Origin of the sequence: Daejeonella sp., assembly GCF_037719425.1 — a bacterium.
Classification (GTDB): domain Bacteria; phylum Bacteroidota; class Bacteroidia; order Sphingobacteriales; family Sphingobacteriaceae; genus Daejeonella.
Map to the genome: position 1 here is coordinate 1 of NZ_JBBJNI010000103.1, position 15,063 is coordinate 15,063.

Genomic DNA, 15,063 nt, shown 5'->3' on the forward strand with positions numbered 1-15,063 from the left:
AATGCTCTACCAGCTGAGCTACGGAATCATTATTAGAACTACTTTCTAGATCGTTTTTCTTAAAAGTGAGGCAAATATACGGCAATAACCCTTACAGTGCAAATAATAAAAAGCTTAATTTGTTAAGGGTACTTAACCCCCTTATATTCAATTAAAAACAATGAATCTAAAGGACAGTTTTGTAGTTTTTGCTCAGATTTATCAGGCAAATGAACCTTCTTTCATCTTTTCCGCGTTCTCCGCAAGCTGCAATTGGTCTATAACTTCCTGTATATCGCCATTCATAACATTGGGTAAATTGTATATTGTCAAGCCAATTCTATGCTCTGTCACTCTTCCCTGGGGATAATTATAGGTCCTTATTTTAGCAGAACGGTCGCCTGTTGCAACCATGGTCTTACGTTTCTTGGAAGTCTCTTCAAGCATCTTCGCATGCTCAAGTTCATAAACACGGCTTCTCAAAACAGCAAATGCCTTATCGAAATTCTTAAGCTGAGACTTCTGATCCTGACACTGGGCAACTATACCCGTAGGCAGGTGAGTTAAACGCACCGCAGAATAGGTAGTGTTTACCGATTGTCCTCCTGGCCCTGAGGAACAGAACAGGTCCTTCCGCACATCGTTCATACTGATCTGCACGTCAAATTCATCTGCCTCGGGCAAAACTACCACGGAAGCTGCTGACGTATGCACTCGCCCGGCTGTTTCAGTATCAGGCACCCGCTGTACGCGATGCACTCCTGATTCATATTTTAGTTGTCCGTAAGCATCTTCTCCGTTCACGTTAAACACAACTTCTTTGTAACCGCCTGCTGTTCCTTCGGTAACATCCACCACTTCCATTCTCCAGCCTTTTCGTTCGCAAAAACGCGTGTACATGCGGTAAAGGTCGCCGGCAAAAAGTGCAGCTTCATCACCACCCGTACCGCCGCGAATTTCTACAATAGCATTCTTACCGTCTTCGGGATCTTGCGGAATTAGCATCATGCGAATCTTCTCTTCTAGCTCCTCCTGCTGCGGAATCAGATCTTCCAGCTCCATTTTCGCCATCTCGCGCATTTCCTCGTCCTTTTCCGTGGAGAGAAGCCCTTTATTCGCCTCGATATTGCTTATCACAAGACTGTAGATTTTGTATTCGTCCACAATCTTTGTAAGATCTTTATATTCCTTATTGAGCTGAGCAAATCGCTTCATATCACTCATGGTAGCCGGATTGCTTAATTCCCGTTCCACGTCTTGCCAGCGCTCTTTTATTAATTCTAATTTATCTAACATGTTCTATTTCAGATTGCAAATACCAATTGGAAGTACTGCGAATTTTTATAAAAATACGGCTTTTTCATTAAGTATATAGTTGTTTTTTAGCGGCAATAAACCTGCCGGTAGGCAGGCTCATGCAGGTTTCGGATAATAAGTTAATCGAGGAAAGAACAGGAAATTCAATGACTATAGCCTAGGCCGGCTCTTGTTCGAAATACTTTAATTCCAGGTTCTCACCATCAAAAACTGCATACGAGTTAAAGCTAAGCCACTCGCCAAGATTAATGTAGCGGCTTTCTCCCAGCTTGAGGTTAAGGGGAAGGTGACGGTGACCGAAGATCAGGAAATCATAATACTGGTTTTGAAGCAAATCCCTGGAATGGGTATAGAGCCACTCATGTTCAGCATCTTCGAAAACTTCCTGCCTGGCATTTTGTGCCCGGCTACTCCTGGACCATCTTTGTGCTATTCCCACTCCCAGATTAGGATGCAGACGGGCAAACAGCCACTGACACGTTTTACTTCTGAAGATCTTCTTTAAGATCTTATACTTTTCATCCCCGGGTCCCAATCCATCACCGTGATGCAGGTAAAATTTCTTACCATTCCTGTCAAGTATCAGTTCATCAGAAACGACATCAATACCCATTTCCTTTCCAAAATAATCGAACATCCACATGTCGTGGTTACCTTTAAAGAAGGTGATTTTTATCCCGGAATCGCTTAACTCGGCCAGTTTCCCCTGAAATCGGATGAATCCCCTGGGTATAACGGTTCTATACTCAAACCAAAAGTCGAATATGTCTCCCATAAGAAAGATTTCAGACGCATCGGCTTTAATGACATCCAGCCATCTAACTAAGCGATCTTCCCGTTCACGGCTAGAAGCCCTGTCAGGCACGCCTAAATGAAAGTCAGATGCAAAGTAGATTTTAGTGCCCGGCATGGGTTCAAAAGTACAATAATTTTATTTTCTGTTTTACCGCCTGAGCGTAGCAAAGTGCTTGTCAAACGCTCTCCTCACTTTTGGCAAGAGCTCAGACGAAGACTTGTGCAGGCGAAAATTATATATTCAGAAACTTCCTTAAATTTTCAGATCTCAACATCTCTTTCGTCTTCTCATCAGCCTCGTCAGGTCGTAAGGACTCTATTCTGAGCAATCCCGTGCAATAATCCAGCACCGGCGAGTGTGTTCCAAAACAAAATTTATCGCTTCCATAAGTTTTTAATAGTCCGCCAAGATCAAGGACATTTCTTCCGGAGGTATCCATGATAATAGTTGACTTCTTTAAAAGCGCAGCATCTTTCTCATCCAGAACAACACTGTTAGCAAGGTTCAGTATCATGTATTTTGCGTCAGGAACTGCACGGATGATCGGCATCACACTTGCCAGCGTCCATTCCTTTTCGACATCAAGCCAGGAGCTCGGACGGCTATCAACCATGCGCAGAGAAAAGGCGATGGGGATCCCGCGGTCGCGGGCCATCTTTACGAGTTCAATACAGGCAGGATGATCCAGCTCATATCCATGATATATCGGATGAAGGCGAATCCCTTTCATTCCAAGTTTTGTCACACTCGTCTCGAAATCATCCCGCCAGCCATTATAAATAGGATTGATGACTGCGAAGGGTATAAAGCGGTTCTGATAAGCTTTTTTAGAACGGATATCTTCGAATAATTCCTCGTTTGCAAACTGAGTGTTTTTATAAAAAATCCCATTCAGACTGCTGACGACTGCCATGTCTGTACCGAATTCTTCCATCCTTTCAGATAATGCAGGCAAGTTATTATACTTTAATTGCAGAAACGGCCAATGACCTATATATGTATTACTATCAATCAACATTTTTCCCTGCCTTCCTTAATATGTTATTATAGTTATCGAAGAATATTTTCTTCCGCTGTGCAGCCGTCATTTTTGCAGCCATAAGATGGCCGACTCCCTGATAAAAACTGTTATCACAACCAAAGAGCAGCCTGTCTTCTCCGATATATCTCAGAGCGAATTCAACCATGTTTGCGATATTGTTACTCCCCGAAAGATCAACGTATACATTTGGCGAGTGCTGAAGCGCTTTGCATGCATCTTCCCAATCAATTCCGCCTGCGGTGTGTGCAAACTGGAACATTGCTTCAGGATAGCGTTTTGCGATATCGACGAAATCCTCTGGTATAGAGATGTTCTTCGGTTCTCGTTCATTATATTTTATCCGGGCCTTGCCTATTGGTGAATGCATCAGTATGATCAGCTTAAGATCTATGAACTTCTCTATTATGGGATAGAACAGCGGGCTGTTTATCTTCACATGATTATAAAGTTTCATGCCTGTAAAGCCAAGATCAGTGCACCTCTTTATCTCTTCCATAGATTCTTTTTTATAAGTTGGGTTCAGCGTTAGCTGACCAAGAAAACGATCAGGATGTTGTTTAACTGCATTAATTATAGCATCGTTACAGGCTTTAAATTCTTCTGGTAAACCCGGGCTGCCCGGTGCCATCGGCTTTGAAATTACCAGCTTGTCAATTCCAAGGCGATCGGCATAGCTTAAATTAGAAGCATTTGTGGCTCCGGCAAGACCAAAGTGTGCGTGGGAATCGATCTTGCGATACTTTTTCACTTCGGCCATCAGGTCCACTTTCTTTGCAGCGTCAGAGACAGCTTCATTTTCTTCTTTCTCACGAAATCCCAACAGGGCATTGCCCAACAGAATTCCCGCAGCAGAAGCGGCAGTACCTCCGACAAATGTTCGACGGTTGAGTTTATACATAATATACTCTTTTAGTTAAAGATTGACAGAACAGTTAACACGTACGTGTACCTACCCGTTCGCAGGTACAATATAAAGGTTTCTTTTGCGAATAAAAACAAAGGCAAACAGTTCCTTAATTTCTCGTGTTATTTAAATCCAACAAACTGTGTATGCCATGCGAAAACTTATAGTTCAGGAATGGCTCTCAATTGATGGCTTCGCTGCTGATAGCCTGGGCGGAATAGAGTTTTTTAACGACCCAAAGTTTAATAAAGGATGGGAGGTGGAAGGCTAGACTTCAGAAGAGTCATAAATTACAACTTTAGACCATAGATGGCTATAATTTTTTATAAAGTCCTCGTGTATGGGATGAACCTGATAAGCAGCTTCCCCAGCCACGTCGCTGAACAACGCGAGCTCTGAGACTCCCCAGGTATCATCGATGACCTCTCTTTTTTCTGTAGCTGCAACGACGCCTACTGTTAGTTTGCGTACCGTTTCGATTTTTCGCAGCGTTTTAATCCCGGCTATCAACTGCGCCCTATCCTCCGTTGATCCCGGATTTTTAAGCCAGAAATACACCTGGTGCGCTAAATATTTTCCTTTTTTTTCCATAATTGGAGTTCCATTAGCAGCTGTGGCAGCAACCAAACCAGCTGCGGTAATTATAAATTTTCTTCGGTTAGATTTGATCATGATATTAAACTAAGGCTTCAATTCTTAAACCTAATATTATTTTTTTGAGAAAGCAAAACGCACGCGCTTAAAGCGCTATGTAAAAACCCTGAAGAAATTTAAGATTAGGTTGGAACTCGAATTATTCTACCGGTAAGGTAAACCAGAAAGTACTGCCCTTCTCTTCAACAGAATTTACACCAATCTTGCCACCATGACGAATTAATTGTGATTTTTTTAAAGGAATTCCCGATGCGGAGAATTGAAGGCGTATTATAGAGGATGTGTCCTTATTTTCGGACTATTGTATCATTCAATTAGGTCACTGTATTTTGTTCCGGAACAAAAAAAAAATCCCGTGGGGACGGGATTTCTTTTGTTGTTTAACTTTTAACTGAGGAAAAAGAACGATCTTATGGTTTAGAGGAATAAGATATACTAGTAATACAAAAAGTCTGCCAGTCCGGAACATGCACGTAAATCATGTTTGTTGTTTATATTTCGGAACAAATAAGAACAGATGAAGATTGTAGTTTTAGACGGATACACTCTCAATCCCGGCGACCTCAGCTGGAAGAGGTTGGAAGACCATGGTGATCTAACCGTGTATGACAGAACTCCACCGGAGCTTGTGTATGAGAGATCTGCAAATGCGGATATAGTTTTCACGAATAAGACACCACTTAACGGTGAGGTAATACACCGGCTGGATAAACTGAGGTTTATTGGAGTGCTGGCTACGGGTTACAATGTAATCGATGTGGCCGCGGCAAAAGGGAAAGGTATAATTGTATCCAATGTACCTGGCTACGGCACTTCTTCGGTAGCGCAATTTACTTTCGCATTATTATTAGAGTTGTGCCATCGGGTGCAAAAACACAGCGATACAGTAGTTGGGGGTCGGTGGTCGGCATCCCCGGATTTCAGCTATTGGGATTCACCGCTTATCGAATTAGCAGGTAAAACAATAGGCATAATCGGTTTTGGAGATATCGGCAGCAAGGTTGGCGATTTAGCAACAGCATTCGGAATGAATATCATCGCAACCGGCAGAAAGCAAACCGGCCAGGAACACCGCCAAAATTTTAAATGGGCAGACATCGATACTTTGCTTAGCGAATCTGATGTGGTCAGTTTGCATTGTCCTTTGTTTCCGGAAACCCAGGGGCTTTTTAATGCCCAACGGTTAAAGAAAATGAAGCCGTCTGCATTTTTGATTAATACTTCACGAGGTCCGCTAATCGTCGAGAAAGACCTTGCGGATGCTTTGAATAATGAGATCATCGCTGGTGCAGCCCTTGATGTGCTTTCCGTTGAACCCCCGTCAATCAATAATCCTTTATTGAAGACAAAAAACTGCATTATTACGCCCCATATCGCATGGGCAACAAAGGAAGCACGGCAGAAACTAATGGGTGTCGCTGTAAATAACCTAAGTGAATTTATCAAAGGCAGGCCTGTAAATATTGTAAATGCTTAATGTTGGTTATACCCTTTAATTTGCGATATTGCTTATTGATTAAGGTCCGATATCATCCAGACATTGAGAAAGTTCCATAAAATGAAAACAGTGAAGTATATGGGCCATAAACTCTGGCGTCTCCATATGACAAGATAAAAAAGTGAGAGGCTACGACTGAATTAGTAAACATCCCGGCTTTTGCCGGATAAACAATCTGCTATGAGTAAGAAATCAGAATCCAGAAGGGATTTTATCAAAAAAACTGTAACGGGGGCAGCAGCACTATCTTTTGGCGGCATTTTACCTGGATTTAGTGCCAGTAGTTATACCCGCATTCTCGGAGCTAATGAACGTATAAAAATTGCTGTGATGGGAGTTAACTCCCGGGGTATGGCACTTTCAAATAATTTTGCGGCTCAGAAGAATTGTGAAGTTTATAACATATGCGATGTAGACAGCCGTGCTGCCCAGGTATGTATCGATAGTGTCCGCAAGATTCAGGATACAACGCCTAAGGCTGTGCCTGATTTTAGAAAGGCGCTCGAAGATAAAGATGTTGATGCGTTAGTTGTAGCAGCTCCTGATCATTGGCATGCACCTGCCGCTTTACTCGCTTCGGCAGCAGGCAAACATGTCTATCTTGAAAAGCCATGCAGCCATAATCCTCACGAAGGAGAAATGCTGGTTGCAGCTGCTCTAAAATATAAAAATGTGATTCAGATGGGTAACCAGCGCCGCTCGTGGCCAAATGTGGTTAAAGCTATCGAAGAGCTTCGTTCTGGCGTTATCGGCCGCCCTTATTTTGCTAAAACATGGTATACCAATAATCGTCCATCGATAGGAATTGGTAAAGCAGCTCCAGTCCCAACCTGGCTGGATTATGACCTGTGGCAGGGCCCGGCTCCAAGAATGGCTTATAAAGATAATCTCATTCATTACAACTGGCACTGGCACTGGCACTGGGGTACCGGCGAAGCCTTGAATAATGGAACTCACATGGTCGATTTGGCCCGTTGGGGCCTGGGTGTAGATTACCCGACAAAGGTAAGCTCAGCAGGCGGGCGTTATCGCTACCAAGATGACTGGGAAACGCCCGATACGCAGGTTATAACGATGGAATTTGCTAATAAATCAACGATAGCCTGGGAAGGCAGAAGCTGTAACCCGCATCACATTGAGGGAGACAGTGTTGGAGTGGTCTTTTATGGTGATACTGGTTCATTGGTCATCACCGGAGGTAACGCTTACACAATATATGACCTGAAGAATAAAATTGTTAAACAGGTTAAGGCGGACTCTGTAGTAAATACAGGCAGCCTGACCAGCCCATCTCAGCAATTGGATGCCTTCCATCTTCAAAATTTCTTCGATGCAATTAAAAATGGAAAAGCATTAAATGCTGATATTTTCGGGGGCCATAAGAGCACGCTATTGGTTCAGCTTGGAAACATCGCCCAACGCTCGGGTAAAACATTGAACATCGATCCGACGAATGGTCATATTAAAAATGATAAGGATGCAATGAAATTCTGGAAGCGTGAGTATCAGAAAGGGTGGGAGCCGAAAGTTTAGTTGCTTCGCTATGCTCGCAATGACTCATTGTCCTTGCGAGGAGGCACGACGAAGCAAACCTTTTTTCCTGTAGTACGCCATTGAAAGCTTGATCATCCTGTTGTAGGTTTTTAAGCCTCCCGGCTGCTTGTTGGCTTTTAAATAGTTGTCGTAAAGGATGCTGCTTAATCGGGCGGCACCACCCTGATACTTCGTCCAGTATTGGCGCTCAGTTTCCAGATCCTTAATTACTGCAGGGGAGATTCTTTCTTTCATTTGTCTAAAGGCAGTGCTGTCGGTCCTCCAAACCTCATTCATAAACTCCTGTGCGGCAAGATAATAAGCGGAATATTTTAGCAGCTTGTTATCAGAGGATTTGCCTGCAATAAAACCTGCAAAGTTTGCCTCATCCTCCGCTCCAAACCCCATTTGATGTGCCATTTCATGACAGGCAACAAATGACTGTGTGAATACAGGCATTAAGCTGTTAAATTGCGCTTCACCCGTGTATGGATTGTAATATCCAGCAGTCCCGATATAGTTGAGGAGCGGGCTTAACAGACTTTTCTTAGCCATTGGCTTAATGGCAATTAGGGACGGGTCAAAGAAAGATAATCTGCTAACCGCCTGAATAGCGGGATCTAATATTTCCTGATGTGAAGGATTGAAATCCCGGGACCGCAGAGATAAACGGCTTACGTTCGCAGAATCTATGAGCATTGAGGTAACGGTTACCAGCTGAGTGACATCGTATGCATAGTCCTGGAGCTCCAGTCGCTCGATAGCAGGCTGCCGGAAATAATTCAAGGCCCAAAGTATATAAAATGCAGCAATAGCGATCTCAAGTTTCAAAATAAACCGTAGAAACAAAAAGCCAGCGTCAGCTAGTTGTTTGCGTATCAGCAGCCTGACGAGTTGAAAAAGGCCGGTGACCAGTAGAATGATAATTATAATGTATAAGACGTCACCGACGCTAAAAGGGACATAATTAAACAGGAATTGAAAACCTTTTCGGATCAGGATATAAACACCATTTGAATAGTATCTCTCAATAAAATATGGATAGCTTTTCAGGCTAAACATCACCACAAGAAAAACGAACATACACGCTATCGCTATCAGCGTTAACCTCAGTTTTGATTGCTCAACTTTATTTCTTGTTTTCATTTCCCCTGTCATCTGTATCCCATTGCCTGGAGATTGAAAAGCTCAGCATATCTGCCACCCTTGTTTAGCAGCTCTTCATGACTTCCGATTTCAATCAGCTCGCCTTTATCAAGTACAAGAATACGGTCTGCCATACGGACTGTCGAAAACCGATGTGATATCAATACCGCTGATTTGCCTTTAGTGAGTTCTGCAAAACGCTCGAAAACTTCATACTCAGCCCTTGCATCCAGGGCTGCTGTCGGCTCATCTAATATCATCAACTGAGTATCTTTCATATAAGCACGGGCGAGCGCGACCTTCTGCCATTCACCTCCGGATAACTCCATCCCATCTGCAAATCGTTTGCCGAGCATTTGATCATAATGATCCGGCAACCGTTTCGCCAGCAGATCTGCCAGGCTTTTCTGTGCAGCTACTTCAATCAGACCGCGATTATCTTTTTCGATAATATTTCCGGTAGCAATATTTTGCGCAAAGGTCATCTGATACTTTAAAAAGTCCTGGAAAATGATGCCCATGTTTTTCCGGAGATCGAAAAGGTCGTAATTTTTAAGATCCACCCCGTCGAGAAGAATCCTTCCTTCAGTTGGATCATATAAGCGGGCGAGCAATTTCACAAGTGTAGATTTACCCGCACCATTTTCACCCACCAATGCGAGTTTTTCCCCTGCATGCAATGTGAAGCTTAAATGCCGGTTTGCCCACCTGTCTGAGTTTACATACCGAAACCCGACGTTTTCAAATATAAAACCCATTTTTAGTGGGATGGGGAACGGCAGCGAACCCTTTACAGGAATGATCCTTGGCTGTATCTCGAAAAATTCAAAGAAATCATTCAGATATATCGCTCCTTGAGAAATGCCCGTAAAACGTGTTAATATACCCTCTAAAAGCGCTCGCATGTGCCGGAAGGATCCGGCAAGGAAAGTTAATTCACCAATGCTCACCTTGCCTTCAATAGTTCTCAAAATAATGATAATATAGGCGAGGTAATATCCTGCACTGCCAAGAACAGAAAAAAAAGCGCCCCAGCTGGCCCGGCCTATTACTAACTTTCTGTTATCACTGTAAAACTTCCCTGAAAGGGTTTTGAACCGCTTTGTAATGAACCCTGATAGATTAAATATCTTTACCTCTTTTGCGGTTTCATCACTCGCCCCAAGAAACCGGATATAGTCCAGCTCTCTTCGCTCCGGGGTCTGGCCCCGCGTTAAAGCATAACTTTTGTCATTGAAGTACGACTCTCCAAGGAACGAAGGGATAATAGCAACAAAGAGCAGGAGTATAAGCCAGGGGTTGAATGCAATAAGCCCCCCAGCCAGGAAAAGCATAGTTATAATATCCTGTATCTGGCTCATCACCTGCGATAAAAGCATAGTTCTTCCAATGGTTTGCTGTCTCGCGCGTTCCATCTTATCGTAGAAAACAGAATCTTCAAATTGGTCCAGATCAAGTGTTGCGGCATGTTCCATGATCTGTACCGAGGTGAAATTTGAGAAGAGGTCACCTAAGAGGCTATCTATCAACGCTATCGCCCGGTTTAGTATGTCAGTTACTATTGCCAGCCCGAATTCGATAGCGACAAGCAGCCAAAGGTGATCATGGGCGCCTATTGATGCTCCTTTACTGATGATCACTACTTCGTCTATAATGAGCTTTCCAATGTAAAGCATAGCCAAGGGAAGAGTCGATCTGATGAGGCGCAGGGAAGCACTTGCTAAAGTCATTCCGGGATTAGTCTGCCATACCAGCTTCAAAAATGCGGGTAGATTTGAAAGCGCGGACAAACGTTGCTTAAACGTTAGATTATCTGTAGAAATAAAATTTTTGGGTTTCTTCTCGAACCGGCTTTTTTCACTCATCGTAACAAACTTAAATATTTATTCGTGGCTGCTTATTTTTTTGAATGCACTCATGCTTGCTTCGCAGGTTGTTCTAAATGCAATTTGATGTGATTTTGATATTGTGAAAGGATTTTACAGGCATTATTGCAGAACTCTAACATTCAACGAGATTTTATGTTCCTATTGAAAAGCTTTCCTATATTCATATTAAAGTAAAGAGTTTGATAGCAAGCAATTAGCCCCTGGAAAATGAACATTATTAAGAATTACGCAGAATTTGAGGCCTATCTTGGGAAAGATCTGGGAACGTCTCCTTACCATAAAATTGATCAGGCGCAGATAAATCAGTTTGCCGATGCAACTCTTGATCATCAATGGATCCATACTGATGTCGCAAAAGCGGAAAGTGAAGGACCTTTTAAAGCAACAATTGCTCACGGTTATCTTACCCTTTCTCTCATCCCATATTTATGGAAAAAGATCGTTGATATCCAGAATTTAAAAATGGAAATTAATTATGGCATCGAAGATCTTAGGTTTGGCCAGGCTGTTGTGGTAGATAGTGAAGTGAGATTGATTGTAAAACTTATAGCAATAGCTAATCTTCGGGGTATAACAAAGGCTACGATCGGTGTAGAATTGCAGATAAAGGATCAAAAAAAGGCGGCTTTCTCGGGGAATGTTGTGTTTTTATACCATTTCATAGACTAGTTCAACCTGTTATTTGCGCTTCAACTATTGGCATTAACTCAACGGCTTGTATAACACCTGATTGACGCCATTTAACTTCGCCATTTTTAAAAAGTATCAGAGTAGGAACACTTTGTACGTGATATTGTCGGGCAATTGCCGGATTTTTATCGATGTCAACTTTGAGAATTTTGGCTTTGTCGCCGACCATTGATTTCAGCTGTTGCAGTATAGGCGCCATCATTTTACAAGGGCCGCACCACTCGGCAGAAAAATCAACCAGCACTGGCTGATCTGATTTTAAAATATCACTAAATGCAGACATGGTTCGCTTTCATAAGGTATATTTATAATGCTGCTCCAATAAAAATAGAGACATTATTTATTTTATAATAATGATGTATATTAAAGTCTAGGCATCATACTTTTACGTAACTATTTTAAGTACATATTGTTTATTTTAATGTTCTTAATAAATGGAATGAATTCAACTGCTGATCAACTGGTAAATATTATTTCAGCTACTCCGACCGCTATCGCTGTTGTGGATTTGGAGATGAAATATATTGCTGCCTCACAACAGTGGATTGAAGATTATAATTTGCATGGAAAGAAGATAATCGGCGAATCGCATTACGATCTGTTCCCCGAAATAGGAGCTGAATGGAAAGCAATTCATGCCGCCTGCCTTAATGGAAAAGCTCAAAAAAACCCCAGGGATCAATTCGTCAGGCTCAATGGAGAAGTTCAATGGTTGAGTTGGGATATCCGACCCTGGATGGACAATGAGGGCCATATATGTGGGATGATAATGTATTCGGAAGACATTAGTGAGCGCATAATCTCTGAAATTGAACTCAAAAGAAACCTTGACCTTTTTAATGAAACCAACGAAGCCGCACGTATAGGTTCCTGGGAATACGATATTCTTACAGGAAGTGTTTTTTGGTCCTCCATGGTCAAGCATATTTACGAGGTGAGTGATGATTTTATACCAGATATAGAAACCGTAAAAAGCTTTTTCAAAAATGATTTCGATAGGGCTCTGACAAATACATTGATAGGTGAAGCCATAAATGATCAGAAATCTTTTGATGTTGAGCATGAGATAATCACCGCCAAGAGTAACCCATTATGGATCCGGTTAAGTGGAAATCCCCATTTCAAGGATGAAAAGTGTATCCGTATTTCAGGAACTATCCAAGATATTCAGGAGTTAAAGGTTCAAAGTCTTCAGTTAAAAGACAGTGAAGAAAAGTATAAGTCGATTCTTGAAAATTCTTTAAACGCACATTTTCTAATCCGACCAGATCGGTATATCCTTGAGGCCAATAGGGCAGCTTTGAATATGTTCGGCTATACTATTGATGAGATGCAGGCTTTAGGAAGGAATGATATCATGGTGGCATCTGACCCTAATCTGGCGGCTTACATAAAAAAACGGGAAGAAACGGGATTTGCCAGCACTGAATTAACAGGGATCCGGAAAAATGGAGAACATTTTCCAATTGAAATCTCATCCGTTTCGTTTAAGGATTCAAACGGGATACAGCGAACCAGCGTATCCATAGTTGATATTTCTGAAAGAAAAAAAGCTGAAAAGAACCTGCAGCTGAGTGAAGCTGAATTCCGCGCTGCATTCGAATACTCCGCACTGGGAATGTCTCTTATGGAAATGAACGGTGAGTGGATCAGGGTAAATGAAAGTTTCTGCAGAATTTTGGGTTATACGAACCGGGAGTTGATGTCACGTTCTTTAAGTGAGATATCGCACCCTGAAGACCGGGATAAAGACATTCCATTAATGGAAGAGGTTTTGAACGGCTCCAAGAAGTCCTATCATCTGGAAAAGCGCTTCCTTCACAAAAGCGGAGTTGTGGTATGGGTTCATCAGGCAAGTTCTGTTGTTCATGGTACCGATTTTAAACCTTCCCACTGGACAGTGCAGATCCAGGATATTACTGAACAGAAAAACATCGAGAATGCACTGAGAGAAGAGCGGGAACTTTTACGAACCCTGATCGATAACATACCAATCAGCGTCTTTATTAAAGACCTTCAATCACGTAAAGTCCTTGTGAATAAGGCAGAATGTAACTTCATGGGTGTAAAAAATTCTGCGGAGATCCTGGGTAAAGATGATTTTGAACTTTTCCCGTTAGATTTCGCGAGAATAAACATAGCTGAAGACCAGGAAGTTTTTAAAACAGGGAAGCCGATATTAGACCGGGAGAAAACTGTTACGTGGATCGATGGCAGTACCAGATATATGTTAAGTTCCAAGATACCTTTGTATGATAAGGGAGAGATATCGGGCTTATTGGGTGTGATCTATGACATTACAAAAATCAAGCAGGCGGAAAGCGCGTTAATTGAAAGCGAGCAAAATTATCGGAGAATATTTGACAATATCCAGGATGTATTTTATCAGACTGATCAGAAAGGTATAGTAACAGAGATTAGCCCCTCGATAGAAAAGCACTCTGGTTATGCCCGGGATGAAGTACTGGGTAAGCCGGTAACAGATTTTTATTTCGATATAGAAGACAGGAAAAAATTAGTTGAAACGATCAAAACAAATCGGATTGTTAGCGATTTTGAGGTGCGTCTGAAAACTAAAGCTGGTGAGAAAAGATACTCTTCTGTAAATGCCCAGTTGATTGTAAGAAATGGTGAAATAATTGGCACAGAGGGAAGTATGCGTGATGTAACAGAGAGAAAGCTACAGCAAGATTCTCTCAAATCGCTTAACAACGACCTAAACACTCTTAATGAACAGAAAAATAAGCTACTTTCTGTAATTGCTCACGACTTGAGAAATCCTATTTCAGGGTGCGTTGCTTTACTGGAGGTTGTGTTTGCGGACATAGAGAATACCAGCAAGGATGAATTGGCAGGGTATATGGGAATGATGCAAAAGGGTGTACTCAATGCTCATGAATTGCTCGAGGATTTGCTGGAATGGGCCAGAATCCAATTTCACTCAGTAGATTTTATCCCTACGCGGATAGTTAACCTTGCCGGTGATGTTAGGCATACTCTCAAGAAAGTACTTCCTATAGCCGAAGCTAAAAACATCGAGCTAAAACAGGACATAAAAGACGGAATATCTATTTTGGCCGATAGGCATATGCTTGCTTCGATCATCCGGAATCTCGTAACGAACGCGATTAAGTTCACTAACAAAGATGGTAGGGTCGTGATTTCGGCTGAAAGAAAAGGCAAAAACTGCCTATTTTCAGTCTCAGATAACGGTATAGGAGTTCCCGCCCAAGACATTGGAAAATTGTTTAGCGACGACACGGGATTCACGTCATCCGGTACATTAGGCGAGAAAGGCACCGGCATGGGGCTTGGCTTATGCCGTAATTTTATTGAAAAGCATGGCGGCAAAATCTGGGTCGAAAGTATCCAGGGAGAGGGCAGTACTTTTTATTTTACTATTCCTGATCAGGCAAAACTTCATTAACGGAGCAAAGAACAAGGACAGATCGGATATTCTAATTATATCCCAGTTTTTATGGTTTGTTCTGTGTGCTCTCTACCACTATAACATTTCCTCTATTTTCAATAAAACTATTGAATGAGATTAAAGTAAAATACTGTCATGTCCTGAAAAAAGTAGACACTATTATTGTTGTTATTGGAGCTGTTGGA

At 42.1% G+C, this 15,063-nt stretch carries 12 protein-coding genes; 4 read left to right on the top strand and 8 right to left on the bottom strand.

What is annotated here, in order from left to right:
- Window positions 1–201: 201 nt before the first annotated feature.
- From prfA to WKF69_RS13355, 5 genes are all read right to left on the bottom strand, one after another.
- Window positions 202–1,275, bottom strand: a complete 1,074-nt coding sequence (prfA, locus tag WKF69_RS13335) for a peptide chain release factor 1 (RefSeq protein ID WP_340382567.1) — start codon at window positions 1,273–1,275, stop codon at window positions 202–204.
- A gap of 178 nt (window positions 1,276–1,453) precedes the next feature.
- Entirely contained in the window at window positions 1,454–2,206 is a 753-nt protein-coding gene (locus WKF69_RS13340) for a UDP-2,3-diacylglucosamine diphosphatase (protein WP_340382568.1), read from the bottom strand.
- Between the two features lie 118 nt (window positions 2,207–2,324).
- Entirely contained in the window at window positions 2,325–3,047 is a 723-nt protein-coding gene (locus WKF69_RS13345) for an amidohydrolase (RefSeq protein ID WP_340382569.1), read from the bottom strand.
- Between the two features lie 52 nt (window positions 3,048–3,099).
- Entirely contained in the window at window positions 3,100–4,032 is a 933-nt protein-coding gene (locus WKF69_RS13350) for an amidohydrolase family protein (RefSeq protein WP_340382570.1), read from the bottom strand.
- 273 nt (window positions 4,033–4,305) lie between these two features.
- Window positions 4,306–4,710: a Dabb family protein gene (locus tag WKF69_RS13355; RefSeq protein ID WP_340382571.1), complete on the bottom strand. Its 405-nt coding sequence runs from the start codon at window positions 4,708–4,710 to the stop codon at window positions 4,306–4,308.
- A 499-nt stretch (window positions 4,711–5,209) separates the two neighbouring features.
- Here WKF69_RS13355 and WKF69_RS13360 point away from each other — a divergent pair, with 499 nt between their 5' ends.
- Both WKF69_RS13360 and WKF69_RS13365 read left to right on the top strand, forming a co-directional pair.
- A complete protein-coding gene (locus WKF69_RS13360; protein ID WP_340382572.1) occupies window positions 5,210–6,169 on the top strand; it encodes a D-2-hydroxyacid dehydrogenase in 960 nt (319 codons plus the stop codon).
- A 201-nt stretch (window positions 6,170–6,370) separates the two neighbouring features.
- Entirely contained in the window at window positions 6,371–7,723 is a 1,353-nt protein-coding gene (locus WKF69_RS13365; protein ID WP_340382573.1) for a Gfo/Idh/MocA family oxidoreductase, read from the top strand.
- 24 nt (window positions 7,724–7,747) lie between these two features.
- Here WKF69_RS13365 and WKF69_RS13370 read toward each other — a convergent pair whose 3' ends face one another.
- Both WKF69_RS13370 and WKF69_RS13375 read right to left on the bottom strand, forming a co-directional pair.
- Window positions 7,748–8,869: a DUF3810 domain-containing protein gene (locus tag WKF69_RS13370; RefSeq protein ID WP_340382574.1), complete on the bottom strand. Its 1,122-nt coding sequence runs from the start codon at window positions 8,867–8,869 to the stop codon at window positions 7,748–7,750.
- Window positions 8,870–8,877: 8 nt separating this feature from the next.
- Window positions 8,878–10,734 (bottom strand): ABC transporter ATP-binding protein, encoded by a 1,857-nt coding sequence (locus WKF69_RS13375; RefSeq protein WP_340382575.1) that lies wholly within the window; start codon window positions 10,732–10,734, stop codon window positions 8,878–8,880.
- A gap of 231 nt (window positions 10,735–10,965) precedes the next feature.
- On the opposite strand from WKF69_RS13375, the gene WKF69_RS13380 reads away from it, so the two are divergent.
- Window positions 10,966–11,427, top strand: a complete 462-nt coding sequence (locus WKF69_RS13380; RefSeq protein WP_340382576.1) for a MaoC family dehydratase — start codon at window positions 10,966–10,968, stop codon at window positions 11,425–11,427.
- A gap of 1 nt (window position 11,428) precedes the next feature.
- Here WKF69_RS13380 and trxA read toward each other — a convergent pair whose 3' ends face one another.
- Complete coding sequence (trxA, locus tag WKF69_RS13385) at window positions 11,429–11,731, bottom strand: thioredoxin (protein ID WP_340382577.1); 303 nt, start codon at window positions 11,729–11,731, stop codon at window positions 11,429–11,431.
- A gap of 156 nt (window positions 11,732–11,887) precedes the next feature.
- Between trxA and WKF69_RS13390 the strand changes: the two genes are divergently transcribed.
- Window positions 11,888–14,875, top strand: a complete 2,988-nt coding sequence (locus WKF69_RS13390) for a PAS domain S-box protein (RefSeq protein WP_340382578.1) — start codon at window positions 11,888–11,890, stop codon at window positions 14,873–14,875.
- Window positions 14,876–15,063 lie beyond the last annotated feature (188 nt).

Excerpts from the sequence above, each read along its gene's own strand:
- WKF69_RS13390 (WP_340382578.1), top strand. The coding sequence starts at position 11,888 with ATGAATTCAACTGCTGATCAACTGGTAAATATTATTTCAGCTACTCCG.
- WKF69_RS13365 (WP_340382573.1), top strand. The coding sequence starts at position 6,371 with ATGAGTAAGAAATCAGAATCCAGAAGGGATTTTATCAAAAAAACTGTA.
- WKF69_RS13370 (WP_340382574.1), bottom strand. The coding sequence starts at position 8,869 with ATGAAAACAAGAAATAAAGTTGAGCAATCAAAACTGAGGTTAACGCTG.
- WKF69_RS13355 (WP_340382571.1), bottom strand. The coding sequence starts at position 4,710 with ATGATCAAATCTAACCGAAGAAAATTTATAATTACCGCAGCTGGTTTG.
- WKF69_RS13350 (WP_340382570.1), bottom strand. The coding sequence starts at position 4,032 with ATGTATAAACTCAACCGTCGAACATTTGTCGGAGGTACTGCCGCTTCT.
- WKF69_RS13375 (WP_340382575.1), bottom strand. The coding sequence starts at position 10,734 with ATGAGTGAAAAAAGCCGGTTCGAGAAGAAACCCAAAAATTTTATTTCT.
- prfA (WP_340382567.1), bottom strand. The coding sequence starts at position 1,275 with ATGTTAGATAAATTAGAATTAATAAAAGAGCGCTGGCAAGACGTGGAA.
- WKF69_RS13360 (WP_340382572.1), top strand. The coding sequence starts at position 5,210 with ATGAAGATTGTAGTTTTAGACGGATACACTCTCAATCCCGGCGACCTC.
- WKF69_RS13340 (WP_340382568.1), bottom strand. The coding sequence starts at position 2,206 with ATGCCGGGCACTAAAATCTACTTTGCATCTGACTTTCATTTAGGCGTG.
- trxA (WP_340382577.1), bottom strand. The coding sequence starts at position 11,731 with ATGTCTGCATTTAGTGATATTTTAAAATCAGATCAGCCAGTGCTGGTT.
- WKF69_RS13380 (WP_340382576.1), top strand. The coding sequence starts at position 10,966 with ATGAACATTATTAAGAATTACGCAGAATTTGAGGCCTATCTTGGGAAA.